Here is a 19374-nt window from a genome sequence, read left to right as displayed (position 1 = left end):
ACGGGTAGCAACCGAGGTTTTTCGTGGATGATACAACCGACATAACTGCCGTTTCGCAAACCTTGGCAGAGCGTCAACAAAAGGTTATGCGTTTGCCCATCGTCAAGAGAGACACGCACGGAAAACAATAATTAGAGAGAGACCTGCATTTTAACAACTTTCTGAAAGCCGGCGTAAAATTTCTGACAGGCGTTAACGTTGTTACTACTGGTCAGCAGTGCATTGCAGACTGCCTGCGCAGGAGCCATACCTTTTTCGCCTGTATTTTATCTCCCTGACGGAATTCTATGGTTACAGGCGATTTGGCCAATTCGTTATCTCCGGGAGTAAGGTAAACTGCCGACAGCCCCTCTCCACCGCCGACAAAACTCCCCGCAGTGCATTTCCATTCTGCTGTTTTTACAGCTGGGCTGAGGCCATCCACCTTGGTCTTTTTTGTACCATGGATCAGCCAGAACTCTCCTTTACGCTCCTCTGTTGCTGCAAGTTTGACGTATTCTGAAGTAGTCATGTATCTACTCACGTTTGCCGCAGACCATGATGATTGCTCAGCTTCGATCCTTATGTTGCATTCTCTGCATGGATCGTCTAGATCAGGGCCAGGTGCTTCTTCAGCATCAACATCTTGCGGCGGTAGCACTTGCAGCTGGGCGGAATAAGAGACTCCTTTGCCAAAACCATCCTGCCTCTTCAAAGTCAGGTATACGCTGTGGCGGGTTTCTTTCCCTGCAGAGGATGTCAAAATGAGCATGCCAGTTCTTACCTCCTGTCCGGTGGATATGTCGGGTGGTGGGTAGTAAATTACACACTCGCCGGCCTCTTTAGCTCGGTATTCGTCGCTTCCGCCATGACCGATCTTGAACGCGCCGCTCTTCTTTAATTCGCCCTGAATGAGCCACTCGATGTCTGGCTGTACGTCAAGCTCAAAGCGATGAAGGCGCCCGTGTCCACACGTAACTTCAATAAGGGCTGCGGAATTGACTGATAGCTTGATTGGAAGGCCTTCTCTGTGCCTGAATGAGACCGGGCCTGCCGGATAAGCAACGGTGACCACGGTCTGCATCTTTACCCTGTAAGAGACTAACGAGCCACTTTCACGATTCTGGTCAGCTATCGCCAACAACGGGATGTATGGCAGCAGCTTCTAAAAGCCTTTTTTGCAGCAGGAAAGCCGCCAAGCCCTTTCGATTTTAGATGCTTGTACCTCTGTTCAATTATAATATTGTTGGTACGCGCAGGGCCCCAGTGTGCTGCACTGCATTGCATGGAATTCTTGCCAGTGAAATGCCAGAGTGACGAGTTACTAACCATGGCAAAAGACCTTGCTCGTGGAATGGCAGCATACTTGACGACTGCTGACCTCCTGGCAGGTAGAGGTGAAAGGAGTCCAGAGCATGGTTGACGATGCACCACGCAGCCATTACGTCATGAAGTTAAGCGAGGCTTCACGCCCGGACACAGGATGCGCTGGAGTTAAAGCCTCAAACCTCGGCGAACTGGCCAGAGCAGGGTTTCCGGTTCCAATAAAGAAGGCTTTATCACTCCACGATGGCCCGGAAGCGACCGTGGATGGAAGTGCAGGAACGGTGGAGACAAAATAAAGGGAATTTGAAGGAGCGCCGAAGAAGATGATGATGTCTTCTGGCAGCATTGAAAGAAAAGCGGCTAAAGCACTTCCCATCAGATTTTGCTTGTGCACCGGGGTTCACGTGGATACTTTTGCAGCCTGCTCTAGAGTAGCCTCCGCCGGTACTGCTGTTTCTCTCATTTGCTGCGAGCTATCCAGATCGACTATTTTCATGCGCTTGAGCAGAGACGAGTTTGCTATCACGGATATCGAGCTGAGGGCCATAGCAGCCGCGGCTATGATCGGGCTGAGCAACCCTATTGCAGCAACCGGTATTCCTGCAGTGTTGTATATCAGCGCCCAGAACAGGTTCTGCTTTATCTTTTTCATCGTAGCCTTTGCAAGCTTTATGGCTCTTGCAACATCCCTTACGTCGTCTTTGATCAGTATTATGCCGCCCGTTTCTTTGGCAATGTCTGAACCGCTCCCGATGGCTATTCCAATGTCCGCCTGGGCAAGGGCAGGAGCGTCGTTTATGCCGTCGCCTACCATCGCCACAACCTTGCCTTCAGATTGCAGTTGCTTTATCACGCCGGCCTTTTCGCCCGGCAGTACGTTGGCAATGACTTTGTCGATCCCCACACTTTTTGCCACCGCCTTGGCCGTCTTTTCATTATCTCCTGTGAGCATCACTGCCTCTACTCCGAGTTCCTTCAGTGCCTTTACTGCGGCTGAGGAGGATTCTTTTAGGGTGTCTGCAACAGCGATTATTCCCACGATTTTATCATCAATGCCTATTATCATCGCCGTCTTGCCTGCCGACTCTAATTCCTCCATTTGCTCCTCTATGGATTCAGAATAGATGCCAAACTTGCGCATCAGTTTCCTGTTGCCAAAAAGGACGCGTTTCTTTTCAACGGTCGCCTTGACGCCCATGCCCGAGATGGCCTCAAAATCCTCTGGCTGTCCGAGGTCAAGGCGTTCATGTTTTGCCGCTCTTACCACAGCTTGGGCCAACGGATGCTCGGAGCCAGTTTCAACTGTCGCTGCAATTTGCAACACTTGCTCCCGGCTATGACCCGCATACGTAACAACATCCGTGACAGACGGCTCCCCTTTTGTCAGAGTGCCTGTTTTATCAAACACTACCGTCTTTATTTTCTGCGAGCGCTCCAAGTATTCCGCCCCTCTTATCAAGATGCCAGCTTCGGCACCCTTGCCGACGCCCACCATGAGTGCGGCCGGGGTGGCGATCCCCAGAGCGCACGGGCACGCGATTATCAGCACGGCGATGAACGATAGCAGCCCCATTACGAAATTGCCAAAGACGAAATACCAAATAGCAAATGACGCCAGAGACACTCCCACCACTGCAGGGACAAATTTTGCTGATACCGAGTCAACCAGTCTTTGGATGTGTGCTGTCGACCCCTGGGCCTCTTCCACAATGTGCACTATTTGAGCTAGAGCGGTTTCCTTGCCAACTTTTGTGGCTTTTATCTTGAGCAGTCCCTGTTTGTTAAGGGTCGCCCCGATCACCTCGTCTCCTGGCTGCTTGTCAACAGGTATGCTCTCCCCAGTGATCATCTTCTCATCGACCGCAGAAGTCCCCTGAATTACAATGCCGTCCGTGGGTATCTTCTCCCCCGGCTTTACAACCATCACATCGTCCACGACGACTTCGCTTGCTGGAACGTCTACCTCGGCCCCGCCGCGTATCACTCTGGCCATGGAAGGTCGCAGGTCCAGCAGCTTTCTGACGGATGCGGAACTCCTTTTCTTTATGGCCTCTTCCATGAATTTGCCTAGTAGTACGAACGCGATGATTACTGCCGACACCTCAAAGTACACGTCTCTTTCCTTGACAGGCAGGGCCCCGGGGAAGAACAGAACAATCGTACTGTAGATGTAGGCGGCCAGCGTACCAATAGATATCAAAAGATCCATATTGGCGGTTCTTCGCTTGATCGCTTCATAGGCGCCCACATAGAACGTCCATCCTCCGATGAATTGTATCGGGGTTGTTATGAAGAATAGCAATAGTCCCCAGGTCAGAAACGGGATGTTTGGTATCGGTGCCCACGTAACGGCCACCGCTCCAAACGCAAGCCCGAGATAGAGGGCGCCACGCATTATGGCCAGGATCAGGGCGCCAGAAACAGCCACATACATCCTCTTCTTCAGTTTGCTAAGTTCCTTTTCGGGATTGACAAAGGTATTCAAGCAATTACTGCTGCAGAAGTAAAACTGCCTGCTGCCTATTTCGGCGCTGAGGGCTGTTTTTTCATCAACAACCATTCCGCACACAGGGTCTTTGGCCATATGGTTCTGACCCTATTTGGTTTTCCGTCTATATTTCTGCAAAGTGTTGGGTGCAATGCACTGCAATACATGTTGCAGCGATGCTCCTCCTGTCTTCAAGTCTGTGGAGGTTCGACGCCCAGAGAGGATCGCATGATTCCCCTCGTACATGGAGATCCGTCCTATGGTGAATATGGGAACACCATCACCATGATGCTGGATGCATCATAAGCCGATGTATTTCCATCAAGATTTATGTCTACCGCCGTGGCGGACCTCCATCCTGCTCTTAGGAAATTGCTGCCTGATTGGGATGGAACGCTCATTTGGGAGGGGGACATTGAGGTCTGGTTTCCAAGATTCATCATAGACCCGGGTTGCCCTTGTGTGCTGTTCATCCCAAGGTTGCTCGGCATAGACGAAGACCGGCCGGTTCCATTAAAGCCCGTCATGTTAGAACCATCGCCCATCATCATCCCCTGACCCATCATGGCAGACATCATCGGCCCGTGCATCATAAGCATCATTCCCATGGGTTCTGTTATTGCAACTACGGAGACGCCGGGTGATCTTCCTTCGCCAGTATAACGCAAACTTGCCGATATTTTATTATCTCCAGTCACAGATACACCTGTCACCTGCACATTGTTTACCATGCTGAACGCCTTGACATTAAACATTGACATTTTCTTTGTATATGCAGCAGTTGCAGCAGTTGTTGATTGTTGACCAGTTTGTGATTGGTCGGGGTGATGTGGATCTCCTTGCTGGGCAAAAGATTGAGTAACGGATGACGGGAGCAAGGTTAGGGTGCCAACCGAGCCGACGACAGCCATCATGACTGCGGCTAAAATAAATTTCCTATTCATATCAATGCGGCGTATAACACAGATAAAACCTGTTTGGTACAACTCACTAAAAGTAATTCTATTCAGGGCTCTTTTTGAGCACCGCCTTTAGCGCGATTAAGGTTCTACAGGACCTAGGTTTCTTTATTCGTGACATATGCGCAAGTTTCCAAACAAAAAGTTACACTGGCACATATACCGCGTGACACCATACGAACCAAATGGCAGAAGATCGTCTATTTTCCAAAATACTCGTGCTGGTGGACGGCTCTGACCAGAGTATGGCTGCCTGCTGCAGACACGACTATCAGATATTAGCAAAACGCGATAAAGCCGAGATCATGACTCTGCACGTTATCCAACTACCTTCTATAGGTCATTACACCCAAAGCATGCTGGGTGACGTAGTACAGATGGGCAAAAATGAGGCAGAGAAATGGTTGAGCAGCATCAAAAGCGAGGCTAAGATAATGGCATCAAAGTAGAGGCAAAGATTGCCGAAAGTATAGGCTCGCCCACTCTGTCGTGGTTGATTACGCCGGGAGGGAAAAATTGGCCTGATTGTCAGGGGAACTGGAGGAAAGACGAAACTGGAGAAGTTGGTGCTTGGAAGCGTTGCCTCCGGCGTGGTCACGCACGCTCCCTGCACAGTCATGACAGGTTGTAAAATAAATCCTGTCTGGTACAGTTCACTAAACCAAACTTGCAGTGCACTGCAGCGAATACCGCCCGGAGATATACTTGAAGCGTCATTTTGATTTTAAATGACAAAGGACCCTGTCTGCGGTACAGAGGTAGAGGCTGAAAAGAGCGAATCAGTGATCTACAACAATAAAGAGTATCATTTCTGCTGTGCCAGCTGTAGATGGGCATTCGAAAAAGACCCAAAACAGTTCGTTGGTGACAGAGCATGAAAGTAGAGATACTTACCACTCCAAGCTGCGTTAACTGCAGCGTCGTAGAGAGAATGCTTGACGAGATGGGTGTTTCTTATGATGTCATTGACGTAACTGAAAAACCCGAATATCTAGAAAAGTATCCGATTTACACGGCACCGGGAGTCGTGATTGACGGAAAACTAGAATTCACAGGAGTTCCAAGCAAGAAAAAGCTGGCTGAAAAAGTGAAGCTGCCAGCAAGGTAGTATCTGACATGATGCATCATCGCTTTCCGACGGAATTGGAAAGGGTTCTCACGCAGGGCGGTGATGAAAGATGAGCCAATTAACAGAAAGGGAAAAGAAGTTCAAGACGTATCTCGTTGCTGCAGTTTTCATCCTGGGGTCTGTCACCCTGTTTGGCTTTATTTATCTCGCTGCGACCCCTACTGCAACACTCACTCTACTTCTTTCATTTGCCGGAGGCGTCTCCAATATCGTTCTGCCATGCACGCTGCCGCTAGTTTTCATCATAGTTCCAATCTCGATGAGAGCATCTTCTGGAAGGAAGGGGCTGGTCATGGCAGGGCTTTTTGGTCTCGGTCTGATCATCACACTGTCATTCTATGGCGCGGCCGTGGCTCAGGCAGGCAAGTACGTGGGGCTCGATAATGCTACGCGTGGGATGTATGCTGCAGCAGGACTGGCAGCCTTTGGATTTGGCCTTACAGAACTAAAGCTCGTTAAATTCAAGATGCCAGCCTATTCTGGAACACCAAAGTTCATCCAGAATCAAGGAGATTACCTGAAGATCTTTCTGCTCGGTTTACTTTTAGGCAACGCCGGCGTAGGCTGCCCAAACCCTGTAACATACATCATCCTAATTTTTTCCGCTTCTTCGGGAGACTGGATGCAGGGCGCCCTCTTGATGGCCATAAACGGCATAGGGAGGGTTGTTCCGTTGCTTTTCCTGACCGCCTTGGGTCTGCTTGGCATTAACGCAACAGGCGGACTGACAAGAAGGATGGAGACCATAAGAAAGTTCACAGCATGGTCTCTCGTAGTGTTAGGTTCGTTCATAGTGCTCAACGGGATCTTTGGCCATCTCTGGTATGAAGGCGGAGTATTTCATGAGGGATTGAACCTAGCGTTCATGGCAATGGGCGGAAAGATGATAGGCGAAGCCGACATACCGATAGAGCAGCTGGAACAAAGAGTCCCATATGTAGAGTATGGAGCGCTGTTTAACCTGATTGTTACCGTGGTTCCGGTATTCTGGTACTGGCGCAAGCACGACAACAAACGTGAAGTGCTAAAAGTCCTTGCCGTATTCCTGGTCTGGGACGCGCTGCTGTTTAACATAGGGCTTGATGCGATGGACTTGCTCGGATTGCCAGAAGGTCTGCCGGGAGGTTCATGACCAATTATACAATATGAAATGCTTGATATGTCGTCGTTTGTTTTCTTTCTCAAGAAATATGAGGTAAAAGTATCGGGATCAAGGCTCCCGGATGACAGTGGAACGAGGCGTCGCTAGCATAACATGTGGTTAGTACTCACTCAACCTATGTGCATAGAATGCGGGAATTGATCGATTACCCCATGAACTAACTAAAGCCGCCAAGAAATTTGAGAAGTTATTTGCTATGATGAGCAATGATCACCTGAAGGACCAGAAGCGACCAAGATTTATACAACAAGGCAAAAGTAGAAAGAAGTATTACAAATGCAGCAAGAGGGCGTGCCAGTTGTTATACTTGATGATGAAGTTTACAGTCCTTATTCGTATAAACGGGAGGAAGAATTAGAAAAGCTGGCAGTAGAACATAGTGCGAGGTTATTCGGAAAGAATACTCATTTTTTCAACGTCAAGAGAAAGATAGTAAGCAAGAGCGGAATCGGCAGCACGCCCGATGGCTACTTGGTCGATCTCGCAAGCGACAAATTCTTTATCATTGAAGTGGAGCTGAGTTCCCATGACATCGTACATCACGTGATGAACCAGCTCTCTAGGTTCAAGCTGGCCATGGGCAACTCTGAGACAAGAAACGATCTGGCAAAGTTTCTAGCCAGCACGGCAAGAAAGGGTCAAAAAGTCTCTGATGCAGATTACCTGGCGCGCATTATAGAACAGGGTGTAGGAATATTCATAATCATTTAGCGTCTCGGAGCAGCTTACCGAAGTGGTTGAGCATCTGGCAAAGGACGGGACGGATGTAAGAGCAATACCGTTCGAGACATATGCCAATAGCAGGAACCAGCTTCTCCACAAATTTACCACGTTCACGAAAGAGGCTTTGGAGCGGGAAGCCAAGAAGTGAACCTTCAAGTGGACAACGGTTCCAGTGGACGAGCATCTGGACAAGACTGATGGTGGCCTGAAGAGCGTTTTCTCGACATTGAGCAAACAGATTTGTTCCTTGCCCAACGTCAAGGAAAAATCAAGAAAGAACTGGATCACTTATCAGACTTCGCCGCTCAAGAACTTTTGCACGGTAAAAGTTCTGCCGGACTGTCTGGAAGTTCACATAAAGTGTAATGATTTGTTTATGGATGAAAAGGGTCTCACAAAGAAAATCAAAAGGACTCCTTCGTGGACCTTTGACAGGGTATTTACAGTCAGATCCCAGAAAAATATAGGAGATGCGATGCATCTCATTAGACAGGCATACCAGTGTACGTGTGTCAGGTAATACGACAGTTAACCTCATTACCGCAAGTCGTATAGATATTACCGTCGTTATGCCAGCGATCGCAGCAATGTTTAGATCTATTCCAACTGTATAGAACACGTAGAGTACTATTATTCCTGCAACGCTTGCTGATGCATAAAGCTCCCTGACAAATACCACAGGGATTTCACGTACAATCACATCTCGCAAGATTCCCCCAGCTATGGCAGCCAGTACGCCGGCAACCCCATGACAAGCAAATTCGGACCAACCATGTTCAAGGCGACTATTGCGCTGCCTGCTGTAAACGCCCCAGAACCAATGGAATCCAGTTTCATGAACAGGCTGCGGTACTTCACTAGGCGACTATAAAGCAGAAAAATAGTGATTCCAGAGGAAACGGTTATGCCAAGATAGAGTGGATTTAGCAGAACAAAAGATGGCGATATTCCAAGAACCATATCTCGTATCATCGCGCCGCCGATGCCGGTTATTGATGACAATGTTATTACTCCAATTATGTCAAATCTGTGCTCGATTGCCTTGAACGCTCCTCCAGCTGCAAATGTCATGCAGCCAAAGAAATCCAGAAGTTGTATGAGAGTGGAAATTGTAGAAAAATCGCCTGCCACTGAAGCGTCAAGAGACATTAAAAATCTGGGCAATGTCAAGGATATGTGCCTCTCGAAAAGAAGCCATCAGTGCGCCTTTGCTCTGTCCTCTGTACCGCCATGGTTTAGTCTGAAACGGCATGTTAATTGCATGGCAAACACCCGATACGAAAGTTGCAAGAATGCCTGCAACGAGTGTGCTGATGAATGCGAGATTTGTGTAACGGCTTGCCTTCAGGGCGACGCAAAGATGATGGCGAAATGCATACAAATCTGCCGAGATTGTGTCGACGCCTGTTCTATCTGTGCGCGGCTTTTGGCTAGGGACAGCGACCTTGTAAAGCAAGCGTGCGAGTTTTGTGCCGCTGTATGTGACGAATGTGCGAAGGAATGTGACAAGCATGCGAGCCACATGGATGAGTGCAAGAAATGCGCTCAAGCGTGCCGTATGTGTGCGTCAGAATGCCGCAAAATAGCCAAGTAACACAATCCTTCAATATTTATAGAAATAAACGGCGACGCAGCGCCACATCATATATACTTGCACTGGACAAACAGAATGCAGAAACGTTGATGCGGTAGCCGATCTGCTGTTTGTGGAGTTTTGCAAAAGTGCCACTGATTAATTAATTACTGTTCCACTTGTAGTAGACTGTCCCGCCCCGGCACGTCGCGTACACGTCTGACCGCGACTCTTTGAGCGAGCTTGCCACTTCCAGCTCGGCAAGCAGCCTGTCTATTTCGCCGTCGCTTTTCCTGTCTGCAAGCAGGTTCAATATCTCTTCTTTTGAGTACATCCTGCCGGGCTCTCGCCGCAGTATCTTTTCTATCTCGGCCAGCAACCCTGCCCTGTTGTTGACAACGTTATTGTCGTCTGCTGCTGCCATTTCCAGCTACTTGCCCTTTTTCTTGGCAGACACTATTGACAGCACGTCGCGGTCCTTCAGGTGATAGTCGGTGGGAAGGTGCAGGCCGTCCCGCGCATCGACTGCGTACAGCAGGCCCTTTGCAAGGTCTGTATGAATTTCTTTAGCAAGGTCTTCCACGGTCGAGCCGGCGCGCATCAGGTAGACGTCTGGGAGCACGTTGCCGTGCTTGTCTGCAAGTTTCTTGGCGTCTGCGACCGGATAGATGGCATTCATCTTTAGCAGCTTGAACACGGCGACGTTGATGGCAAACTGGACGCCTGTGCGCATGTACTCTCCTAGGATGTCCTTGCGTATGAGGTTGAGCGCCCACTTTTGCTTGTCGTTGAGCGAAGACTGGTCGCGTATGTCAAACCGCTCGTCGCCGGGGACGTATTTTATCAGCCCCTTGCTCTCTGCCCGGCGCAGGGTCAGCTCGGCGTCGGCGCTTGACGGCACGACTATCATGTCCTTGTACTCTTCGCGGAGGCGGCGGAAATTGTCAGTCGCAGTCGGCAGGTCGACCTTGTTTGCGACGATGAGCGTCGGCTTGGATATGTCGCGCAGGCTCCAGCAAAAGTCCTTGCTCTGCTGCGGACCAAAATCGTCAAGGTCGACGCCGGCCAGCTTGTTCTGCGCAAGCGCCGCCTGCACGTGCTCCTCCCGCACCCCGATTCCCCGGAACACTTCGGTTATTGACGCCACGGGGTCGGCCCCGCCGCCTATGGCCCGGGCTATCTTGTCACGGTTTGCCTCGAACAGCTTCAGGTACCACATCACCATCTCTTCCTCGATGTCGCCCACGTCGGCGACCGGGTCGCCTGAGCCCGGCTCTGCTATCTTGCCCGACGCGTCGATGCTGCCCGACGCGTCGACGATGTGCAAGAGCGCGTCCGACTGGGCCGCTATCGAGAGGAACTGGTTGCCAAGCCCCTTGCCCTCCCACGCCCCCTTTATCAGGCCGGGCAGGTCGACAAGCTCTATCGGTATAAAGCGCCAGCCGTCTATGCAGCGGGAGTTGCGCGGCTGGTCCTGCACCGCAAACTCTTTGTGCACGCACAGCGTTATCGCGTGTGCGTTGCCGACGTTCGGCTGCTTTGTGGTGAACGGGTAGTTGGATATCTCGGCCGACGCAAGCGTCGCAGAGTTGAAGAACGTGGTCTTGCCGGTGTTGGTCTTGCCGATCAGGCCGATCTTGATCATGAGTAGAGCCTGCACCTTTTATTATTTATAGACTTCTGAGCATCAGCGCCAGGATAGCTGCTTTCAATCCGGGTTTGAAAAGAGCATTGCATTTGGCAGGCATCTTTTGGCGGCCGTCGCTTCTATACTTTATGAGAGCGGCCAGCCGCGGCGGCTGCAAAGTTAAATTTCCGGCGTTCGATCCATATGCTCGGATGCACATAGGCCCCTATGGCATATCCGGTTACGCCCCGTGGGCCACATGGCTGGAAATCCTGCTGGTAGTCGCCGGCGTTGCGGCAGCAGTTGCGGTAACTGTCTGGCTCTCTTCCCACAGAAAGCGAAAGGCGGCCGGTTCGCGTCTCTGATTCTCTACCACAGGTCGCAGGGCAGAATCAATGAGCAAGGTGGTAGCATATGACACCCAGGTACCCGACCAATGCCGCAAACGAGAGAGGAAGCGACAGGTGTACCGCAAAGTACAGCTTTTTCCTGACATCCTTGCTGACTACGGGCAGCGATATTGCCGGCGGTGACGACGACGATTCCATCTGCGCCATTTCAGGCTAGTATAACGTCAAACTTGTGAATAAGAGTTTCTTCCATAAAATCAGTCAGTGAGTGTGAGGGTGCATGTCGCCTGCACGCTCCAGAGCCATCTTGATCTCGTCGCATCGCCACAAGATTTCAGAGAGGTTGTCTTGTGAGAGTTCGCCGTCCCATTTCTCAAGGAGCGTCTTGGATATCTCGGTCGCATGGTACAGCATGCCCCAGTACGGGTGATGCTCGGCGGTAGTGTATGCAAGCTCCAGCACCTCCGCAAGGCCGGATGACGCCTTTTTCAGTGCGTCAGACCGCTCCTCATATACTTTGACTATGCCGGCGTCCCTGTCGACTCCGACCTTGGTGACGATGCCTTCCTGTTCATGCAGCCTGTCAAGCGCCGCCTTGACTGCCTGAACCACCCTCTCGATGCTCTCTTCTGACACGTCGTTGATGTGGACGCGGCGCTTATTATATTCCTAGGCCGGCTTTATTTTGCGCGCCAGTTTTTTCTTCTTTTGCCAGAAAGGCAGGAGAATCTAGTCTCCAAAAAGCCGCTGGTGCTCTTCCAGCATGCATCGGTTGTAAACCACCCTGATGCCCTTTTCATTTGCAAGTTTCTCTGCCTGCTCGTTGTAGATCCCAAGCTGCATCCAGACCACCTTGATGCCCGGCTTTTTTACCGCGTCCTGCACGACTGCAAGCACGTCCTCTGATGGCCTGAACACGTCGACAATATCTACAGGCTCGGGGACGCTGGAGACGGTCGCGTACGACTTTCTTCCCATTATCTCTGGCGCAGTCGGGTTCACCGGTATTACGTGATAGCCCTGCTCGAGGAGGTATTTTGGGACATAGTTTGCGGCCTTGCCCTCGTTCTTGGACATGCCGACCACTGCAACGTTTTTCAGCTTGTAAAACTCGCGGATCTCGTCGTCAGAGAAAGAGTCATGGTTCATGGTGCTTGTACAGAGTAAAATGCCGCGCTCTTGTTATTTAAATTGAATCAGGAGCCTATCATGCCCGGCAGCTTGATGGGCTTTCTGTACTGCTGCACCACCTTGATCCCATGGTCGGCAGTCACCGTGACCGAATCGAGCGGCGAGCCTTCTGGCGGCGAGCGGAACGCCTTTTCGCCCGGCGCAAGCGAGCCCACCTTTTCCTGCTGGCTTGCGCCATAGTCGATGACGATGTTTGTGAGCTCTTGCCGGCCCGTGTTTGTCAGGACCACGCGCGCGTTTGTAAAGAGGGACTGCTCGTCCTTGAGCGCGTCGACGTTGAGCGAGTAGTCCGAGGTGGGGATTGTGGACGCCAGCATTGCAGCTATTGTGGCCACTACTATGCCGCCTGCTATCGCTGCAACCACGACTATGCGCACGCGTAATTTCAGGGCAGTTTTGTATTTAAGCTATCGTTGCAGCTTTCCAGTCACTCGCCCTTGATCTGGGCTCGGGTCTTGAAGACCGGCTTTATCCCAAGCGGCGCATAGTTGCCGGTAGAGCAGGTAAAGCACAGCTCTTCTTCAGGCATCCCGATGGCCCGCGCAAGGTTGGCCGTGTCGTTGTACGCCACGTAATCGGCGCCGATGACACCTGCGACCCTGCCGGCTATTTTTTCGTTCGACTTTTCCTCTTCTGCGCCCTGCTGGAACGCGATGAGCTCTTCCTGCGACGGAAAGTCGATTCCTGCGTAGCATGGGTAGCGGATTGGCGGGTAGGTGACAACCAGGCTTATGCGCCGGGCGCCGGCAGCCTTGAGCGTGCTTATTATGGAGGCTGAGCTTGTGCCCCTCACTATGCTGTCGTCTACCACCACCACGTGGCGGCCCTCTATCACCTCCCGTATCGGTATGATGCCCTTGTTTATCTCGACCCTGTCGTTCTGGTACGGCTCGATGAACGAGCGCATCGAGCCCTTTTTGCTGTACCTGTCCTTGAGCAGCCCCTCCTCAAACGGCAGGCCGGATTCCAGCGCGTAGCCGAGCGCGGCAGGTCTGGCAGAATCCGGCACGGGCACCACCACGTCGGCGTCCCTTATCGGGAACTTTTTTGCCAGGAACTGCCCTATGCGCTTTCTTGCCGCATAGACGTTTATCCCCTCCATGATGCTTGATGGGTGCGCAAAGTAGGTGTATTCAAAGGCGCAGTGTGCGTGCGGTTTTTCAGTCGCAAACTGCTTGGACTCGACTCCCCCGGGGCCCATCTTCAAAAGCTCGCCCGGCTCGACGTCGCGCACCAGCTGTGCCCCCACTGCCGACAGGGCGCACGACTCTGACGCCACCATGTAGGTGCCAGTCTCCTTGTGGAACCCAAGGACGAGCGGCCTAAAGCCCCGCGTGTCCCTTGCCGCGTACACCGAGCCTTCGTCTGTAAGGAAAGTAAAGCAGAACGAGCCCACCATCTCGCTCTTCAAGATGGACATCGCAGTCGCCATGTCGTCCTTTTCTGCGATGTGCATGACAAGCCTCTGCGCCGCAACCAGCGTGTCGCTCATAGTCTGCGGCGTGAAGGTGCATCCGCCCACCATGCCGGAGAGCTGCTCGACGTTTGCTATCGTCCCGTTGTGTGCTATGCACAGGTCTTTGACCTTGAGCGGCTGCGCGTTTTCAAGGTTGCTCTTGCCAAAAGTGGAATAGCGGACGTGGCCGATGACTGCGCTTGACTTGTACTTGCGGACAATGTTTTGAAAGTCGGATGCAGACGCCGAGACGAGCCCGAGCCTCTTGAAAGGTGGCTTGTTCGGGACTGCTATGCCCCACGCTTCCTGCCCCCTGTGCTGGAGCGCGCGCAGCATGTCTATTGCAAACGGGACGACGTTGTGGCCGGCAAGCGAGAATATGCCCACCACGCCGCAGTTCTCATGGACCATTTATTGCCAAGCCCCCCTTCCACGGCAAGAACAAGCGACAAGCCAAGCTACTTATCACAGGTATTCCGGCCTTATGCGTTAAAAAACGTATCTTCCTCTTCTTTTTTCTCAACCAGAGTTATTGCATTATGCGGTCTATAGAGTAAAAGGCAGACTCGAGCTTTGACAGTGGCAGGGATATCTTCTTCCTGGCCTTGCCCTTTTTCGCATTCTTTCCAGTGCCACTTCTTTGCACAAACTCTACCCTGCCTTTCGCGGCGCGGCCGATCAGGGCAAACTTGACACCCTCCGACTTTAGCATCAGGGAAACTTGCTCGGGCTCTTTTGTCCCGATTATGTAGCGAGAGTGCGATTCTGAGAACAGCAGCTCGTCCGGCCTGGCGCAGCCGTTGTTTGGCACGGCGTCCATGTCCACCCTAAAGCCCGTGCCGCCGGCGACTGCCATCTCGGCCAGCGCGACTGCAAGCCCGCCCTTGGAACAGTCGTGGGCGCACGAGACCAGATTGCCGCTGCGTATCAGCTTTAGCACCGCCGCGCCGTTTGCCCTGTCGGCTTGCATGTCCACAGACGGTGGGCTGCCGGCCGTCAGCTTGTGAACGTATTCCCAGTATTCCGAGCCGCCCATCTCAGGCAGGGTCTCGCCTACGACAAAGATGTGGTCGCCGGCGCCAAGCGCCGCTTTCGTTATCCACGACGCGTCCTCTATCAGGCCGAGAGTCCCCATGACAGGCGAGGGCTTGATCGGGCCCTTGGCAGTCTCGTTGTAAAAGCTGACCTTGCCCCCGACGACTGGGATCTCCCTGAACTTGCAATAGTCGACTATGGCGTTTATCGCCTGCGTGAACGTCCAGAATATCTCTGGATCTTCAGGACTGCCAAACTGGAGGTGGTCGACTACCCCTATCGGCTCGGCGCCGGTGCAGATGACGTTTCGGCACCCTTCTGACAGGACGCCAAGCGTCCCCTGGTACGGGTCGAGGTAGCAGTGCTTTGAGTTGCCGTCCAGCTTGACTGACACGAACTTGCCGTTGTCATCGCCCACCCTCATCACGGCCGCGTCTGCCGCCCCCGGCTTTACCACCGTACGCACGCCCACCTCGTGGTCGTACTGCTGGTAGACCCACCTCTTGCTCGCTATCGTCGGGTTTGCAAGCAGCGACAGCAGCACCTTGCTCAGGTCGGCAGGCTGCCTTGGTTTTCGCGTCCCTTTTTTCTGAATCCTGTCCAGGTACGCCGGCCTGCGCGATGCCCTGTCTACAAGCGGCGCGTGCGCCACAAGCTCTGACGGCATGTCTGCCACGATCTTGCCTTCATTTCTGACTATGAGGTTCTGGTGGCCTTCTACCCTGCCCAGGATAGAGTATTTTATCTCGTACTTGTCGAGGATGGACTGGAGCGCAGGCAGCCTCTTGTCGTCTGTCACGTACAGCATCCTCTCCTGCGATTCAGATATCATGAGCTCTGCCGGCGTCATTCCTGCCTCCCTTGCGTGCACTTTTTGCAGCTCTACGTCAAACCCCCTTCCGAGGTTGTCCGAAGTCTCTGACAGGCAGCACGACAGCCCGCCCCCGCCGAGGTCTTTGATGGCCTTGACGCAGCCTGCCTGCACAGCTTCCATCGTGGCCTCTAGCAGCAATTTCTCAAGGAACGGGTCTGGTATCTGCACCGCAGAGCGGTTTTCCGCTTCCAGCGCCCGGGAGGCAAACGACGCGCCGTGTATCCCGTCCCGGCCGGTCGAGCCGCCGGCCAGGACGATATAGTCGCCTTCGTCTGCGCGGTTTGATATAACCTCCTCCTTTTTGCCGACTCCTATCGACGCCACGTCTACGAGGCAGTAATCCTCAAAAGAGCCGTCAAACTCGATCTCGCCCCCCACCGTAGGGATGCCTATGCAGTTGCCATAGTCGGCTATGCCCTTGACCACGTTCTTGAACAGCCATTTCGACTTGGCCGATTTCTTCCCGGCGCTCTTGTCGTCGATCGGGGCAAAGCGCAGCGCGTCGAGGATCGCTATCGGCCTTGTGCCCATCGACATGATGTCGCGGATGACGCCGCCGACGCCTGTTGCGGCCCCGCCAAACGGCTCAACAGCCGACGGGTGGTTGTGGCTCTCTATGTGGACTGTGAGGACGTAGCCGTCCCCGATGTCGAGCACGCCGGCGTCATAGCCGGGGCCGACCAGGACCCGCCCGCCCTTTGTCGGCAGCAGACGCAGGTACTTCTTTGACGACTTGTACGAGCAGTGCTCGGACCACTCGGCACCGACAATGTCCTGCTCGACCTCGTTTGCCTTTCTTTTCAGCCGGCCCTCAAGGTGCGCCAGCTCGCTCTCTGTCAGGACGCCGCTGCCCATTCTTTCCCTCACGCTACCGCCTTTTGCTGCTCCAGATAGGAGACAAGTGAGCGAAAGATGGCAATGGCCTCGTCCGTGCCTGCCGCGTTGACGATGCGCTCGCTTGCCCTCTCCGGATGGGGCATCATGCCCATTACGTTGCCCTGCTCGTTGCACACTGCTGCGATAAGGTCTGTCGAGCCGTTTGGATCATCGTTTGAATACTGCAACACTATCTGGTTCTTTTTCTTTAATTCTTTTAGCATGCCGGCGTCTGCGACGTAGCGCCCCTCGCCGTGGGCCACGGGTATGTCAAACTCTTGCTTTTTAGAGAATTGCATGGTAAAGGGCGTCTGGTTGTTCTGCACCTTCACCTTTGTCCACCTGCACACAAAGCGCAGGGAATCGTTCATCATCAGGGCGCCGGGCAAAAGCCCGGATTCTACCAGAATCTGAAAGCCGTTGCAGATGCCAAGGACCGGCGCGCCGTCCTTGGCCATCCTCTTGACCTCCTGCACTATTGGGCTGTGGGCGGCTATGATGCCTGCCCGCAGGCGGTCGCCAAACGCAAACCCGCCGGGGATCACCATGGCGTCGTAGCCAGATATGCGGTCCTTGGTGTGCCATATGAAATCCGCCTGTACGCCCACGACCTTGTTCAAAACGTGGTGGACGTCGCGGTCGCAGTTGCTGCCGGGGAAAACGGCAATCCCGATCTTCAAGCAAGAGAGACTCCCCCCGACTCGTATTAATATCTTGCAGGCGGCAGCAGGCTTGGAAATTTATTTGGAATCAAGAACGTTTCTGACTGGTAATCTGCATTTGTTAGCTCGCATTATAGCAATCCTGCACGTTAAAGGGCGCGAATGAAAAAGATCGAGATCATCATACCGGACAGGGCGCTCCCGGAGCTGAACAGGGTGTTCCGCGACGCAAACATCGGTGGCATGAGCCACTACAGGGTCGAGGGGAGGGGGAGGGGCAAGGCCAAGCCTGTCTCGTTTGGCAGGGGGACGAGCCAGTATGTGCCAGAGTTCATACCGAGGACAAAGGTGGAAGCAATAGTGGCCGACTCGCAGCTGGAAGACATACTTGCCAAGATACTGGACAAGATAGGCGGGCCGCAGTACGGCGGCAAGATATTCGTCTCCGACATGTCAATAGCAATCGACCTCATAACAAAGGAAAGGGGAGAAGGCGCCATCTGACTGACTGCCTGCAACCAACAAGCCACGCATTACGGCAGTCATGGCTGGCACACAAGAAAGATTAAATCCGCAGGCAGCGAAAGGACTGCGTCAACAGCAGCATGGTAGCCTCCGTCGTCCGCGACATCATGACAAAAGAAATAGTCACAATCGACGCCGACAAGAGCGCGCTCGAAGCGGCCAGGCTCATGACTGAAAGGGGCATCAGCTCGCTCTTTATAGTAAAGGACGGCAACCCTGTCGGCATCGTGTCAGAGCGCGACTTTATCAAAAAGATTTGCGCCAAAGAGCTGCCGGTCGCGCAGGTCAAAGTGGGCGACATAATGTCCAAGATCCTGACGACTGCAAGCCCCGACACTTCAATCGAAGTCGCGGTGCAGCGCATGGTGAACCACAAGATCCGCCGGCTCCCGATAGTGGAGGACAGCGGGAAAGTAGTCGGCATAATCACAGTGACCGACCTTGCAAAGCACCTGCGCACTACGCTCCTGCTTGAAGGCGCGCTGTCAGACACTGGCAGCATCGACGACGTAATAGCCACCATGGACCATGAAAAGCACTGACCGGCGGCAACAACGACAATAAAAAACTTGTTTTCAGGCCGCCGCCTTGGACGCCTTGACGGTGCAGTTGCTGACCACGGGGTTAAAGATCCGCAGCTCCTCGCACAGCTTCTGGACGGTCTTTTCTGCGTCCTTTTCAGAGCCGGCGCTCACCACCATCTTGAGCATCTTGGCTGCCCGCACCGACTTGACGGCAGAATACCCTCCCTTGACGATGAGGTCGCGGTGGATGGTCTCGCCCTCGGGGTCGTTGATGTAGGGCTTGTTCTCTATGATGACCTGTACCAGGAATTTTTGCGCCATCTCTGTGTATACGCCGTAACTCTTGATGGCCGGCGGTAATTTAAATACATGGTCACTAGCCGCTTTAACTGCCGGCCGCGGCAACAAAGGCCATCGCTGTAAAAAGAGTCAGCGCCTGCAAGCCATTATCAGGCTGCAGGTTGGAAATGGAGCTTATAGTCAATGGCGTGGGCAGTATTGTCAAGAGGCAAATAGACGGTGGTAGCAGCGGCAGCAGCAGGGGGAGCGGGCAGGGCAGGCCCGCACAACCCGGGAACCCGCGAAGGCAAGGGCAACGCCTGCAAATACGCCCAGATGTGCAAGTTCTACCGGTCGCAAAGCTACACTTGCAGCGACCAGGAGGAAGCCTCGACCTACTGCGGCACGTACGACCTGTTTGACAATTTCAAGCCGCAGGCGATTGCCGAGCGATAAGAAGCGGTCATCGGCCAGAGATCAGGCAGGCCGGCTCACGAAAGGATTAATTATCTTCGACAAATCTGCCAGTGGATAGTAGAAGAGGCGGTCATGTAGCTCAGCCTGGCAGAGCGGCTGACTTGTAATCAGCAGGTCGTGGGTCCAAATCCCACCATGACCTTTTTCCTTCTACTTTTC

21 protein-coding genes, 1 tRNA gene and 1 pseudogene are annotated in these 19374 nt (G+C 53.0%); 9 read left to right on the top strand and 14 right to left on the bottom strand.

The window, feature by feature from the left end:
* Positions 1–211: 211 nt before the first annotated feature.
* On the bottom strand, positions 212–1120 hold the full coding sequence (locus tag WKI84_RS02660; RefSeq protein WP_337861973.1) for a hypothetical protein: 909 nt from the start codon (positions 1118–1120) through the stop codon (positions 212–214).
* 274 nt (positions 1121–1394) lie between these two features.
* Between WKI84_RS02660 and WKI84_RS02655 the strand changes: the two genes are divergently transcribed.
* Entirely contained in the window at positions 1395–1601 is a 207-nt protein-coding gene (locus WKI84_RS02655; protein WP_337861972.1) for a hypothetical protein, read from the top strand.
* A gap of 104 nt (positions 1602–1705) precedes the next feature.
* Here the strand turns inward: WKI84_RS02655 and WKI84_RS02650 are convergent, their stop codons facing one another.
* The gene (locus tag WKI84_RS02650) at positions 1706–3889 is read right to left on the bottom strand and encodes a heavy metal translocating P-type ATPase (protein ID WP_337861971.1); all 2184 of its coding nucleotides are present in this window, start codon (positions 3887–3889) and stop codon (positions 1706–1708) included.
* A 161-nt stretch (positions 3890–4050) separates the two neighbouring features.
* Positions 4051–4779, bottom strand: a complete 729-nt coding sequence (locus WKI84_RS02645) for a hypothetical protein (protein ID WP_337861970.1) — start codon at positions 4777–4779, stop codon at positions 4051–4053.
* 158 nt (positions 4780–4937) lie between these two features.
* Here WKI84_RS02645 and WKI84_RS02640 point away from each other — a divergent pair.
* The 4 genes and pseudogenes from WKI84_RS02640 (at position 4938) to WKI84_RS02625 (ending at position 7754) form a co-directional block, all read left to right on the top strand.
* Positions 4938–5474 (top strand): annotated as a pseudogene (locus WKI84_RS02640) (universal stress protein).
* Positions 5475–5626: 152 nt separating this feature from the next.
* Positions 5627–5860 carry a thioredoxin family protein gene (locus tag WKI84_RS02635; RefSeq protein WP_337861969.1) on the top strand — a complete coding sequence of 78 codons (234 nt, stop codon included), beginning with the start codon at positions 5627–5629 and terminating at the stop codon, positions 5858–5860.
* A gap of 70 nt (positions 5861–5930) precedes the next feature.
* Positions 5931–7013: a cytochrome c biogenesis protein CcdA gene (locus WKI84_RS02630; RefSeq protein WP_337861968.1), complete on the top strand. Its 1083-nt coding sequence runs from the start codon at positions 5931–5933 to the stop codon at positions 7011–7013.
* A gap of 306 nt (positions 7014–7319) precedes the next feature.
* Positions 7320–7754 (top strand): hypothetical protein, encoded by a 435-nt coding sequence (locus WKI84_RS02625; RefSeq protein ID WP_337861967.1) that lies wholly within the window; start codon positions 7320–7322, stop codon positions 7752–7754.
* Positions 7755–8486: 732 nt separating this feature from the next.
* On the opposite strand, the gene WKI84_RS02620 is transcribed toward WKI84_RS02625, so the two are convergent.
* From WKI84_RS02620 to purQ, 10 genes are all read right to left on the bottom strand, one after another.
* A complete protein-coding gene (locus WKI84_RS02620) occupies positions 8487–8936 on the bottom strand; it encodes a TRIC cation channel family protein (RefSeq protein WP_337861966.1) in 450 nt (149 codons plus the stop codon).
* 566 nt (positions 8937–9502) lie between these two features.
* Complete coding sequence (locus WKI84_RS02615; protein WP_337861965.1) at positions 9503–9763, bottom strand: hypothetical protein; 261 nt, start codon at positions 9761–9763, stop codon at positions 9503–9505.
* Positions 9764–9769: 6 nt separating this feature from the next.
* A complete protein-coding gene (locus WKI84_RS02610) occupies positions 9770–10999 on the bottom strand; it encodes a redox-regulated ATPase YchF (protein WP_337861964.1) in 1230 nt (409 codons plus the stop codon).
* Positions 11000–11358: 359 nt separating this feature from the next.
* Complete coding sequence (locus tag WKI84_RS02605) at positions 11359–11523, bottom strand: hypothetical protein (RefSeq protein WP_337861963.1); 165 nt, start codon at positions 11521–11523, stop codon at positions 11359–11361.
* A 54-nt stretch (positions 11524–11577) separates the two neighbouring features.
* Entirely contained in the window at positions 11578–11952 is a 375-nt protein-coding gene (locus WKI84_RS02600; RefSeq protein ID WP_337861962.1) for a hypothetical protein, read from the bottom strand.
* 93 nt (positions 11953–12045) lie between these two features.
* Complete coding sequence (locus WKI84_RS02595; RefSeq protein ID WP_337861961.1) at positions 12046–12465, bottom strand: CoA-binding protein; 420 nt, start codon at positions 12463–12465, stop codon at positions 12046–12048.
* A gap of 47 nt (positions 12466–12512) precedes the next feature.
* Positions 12513–12872, bottom strand: coding sequence for a hypothetical protein (locus WKI84_RS02590; RefSeq protein WP_337861960.1), 360 nt, complete (start codon positions 12870–12872; stop codon positions 12513–12515).
* Positions 12873–12934: 62 nt separating this feature from the next.
* Positions 12935–14374 carry an amidophosphoribosyltransferase gene (gene purF, locus WKI84_RS02585; protein WP_337861959.1) on the bottom strand — a complete coding sequence of 480 codons (1440 nt, stop codon included), beginning with the start codon at positions 14372–14374 and terminating at the stop codon, positions 12935–12937.
* 118 nt (positions 14375–14492) lie between these two features.
* Positions 14493–16739 carry a phosphoribosylformylglycinamidine synthase subunit PurL gene (purL, locus tag WKI84_RS02580; protein WP_337861958.1) on the bottom strand — a complete coding sequence of 749 codons (2247 nt, stop codon included), beginning with the start codon at positions 16737–16739 and terminating at the stop codon, positions 14493–14495.
* Complete coding sequence (gene purQ, locus WKI84_RS02575; protein ID WP_337861957.1) at positions 16736–17428, bottom strand: phosphoribosylformylglycinamidine synthase subunit PurQ; 693 nt, start codon at positions 17426–17428, stop codon at positions 16736–16738. Before purQ ends, purL begins: the two co-directional genes overlap by 4 nt.
* A gap of 144 nt (positions 17429–17572) precedes the next feature.
* Here purQ and WKI84_RS02570 point away from each other — a divergent pair, with 144 nt between their 5' ends.
* Both WKI84_RS02570 and WKI84_RS02565 read left to right on the top strand, forming a co-directional pair.
* A complete protein-coding gene (locus tag WKI84_RS02570) occupies positions 17573–17914 on the top strand; it encodes a P-II family nitrogen regulator (protein WP_337861956.1) in 342 nt (113 codons plus the stop codon).
* Positions 17915–18015: 101 nt separating this feature from the next.
* Positions 18016–18477: a CBS domain-containing protein gene (locus WKI84_RS02565; RefSeq protein WP_337861955.1), complete on the top strand. Its 462-nt coding sequence runs from the start codon at positions 18016–18018 to the stop codon at positions 18475–18477.
* 33 nt (positions 18478–18510) lie between these two features.
* Here the strand turns inward: WKI84_RS02565 and purS are convergent, their stop codons facing one another.
* Complete coding sequence (gene purS, locus WKI84_RS02560) at positions 18511–18780, bottom strand: phosphoribosylformylglycinamidine synthase subunit PurS (RefSeq protein ID WP_337861954.1); 270 nt, start codon at positions 18778–18780, stop codon at positions 18511–18513.
* Between the two features lie 198 nt (positions 18781–18978).
* Between purS and WKI84_RS02555 the strand changes: the two genes are divergently transcribed.
* Together WKI84_RS02555 and WKI84_RS02550 are read left to right on the top strand one after the other, a co-directional pair.
* Complete coding sequence (locus WKI84_RS02555) at positions 18979–19194, top strand: hypothetical protein (RefSeq protein WP_337861953.1); 216 nt, start codon at positions 18979–18981, stop codon at positions 19192–19194.
* An 89-nt stretch (positions 19195–19283) separates the two neighbouring features.
* Positions 19284–19357 (top strand) — tRNA-Thr (locus tag WKI84_RS02550).
* Positions 19358–19374: the final 17 nt, after the last annotated feature.

The organism is Nitrososphaera sp., from assembly GCF_037447015.1.
Classification (GTDB): domain Archaea; phylum Thermoproteota; class Nitrososphaeria; order Nitrososphaerales; family Nitrososphaeraceae; genus Nitrososphaera.
Note: the sequence above shows the minus strand (reverse complement) of the source record. Positions and strands in the feature narration are given on the sequence as shown.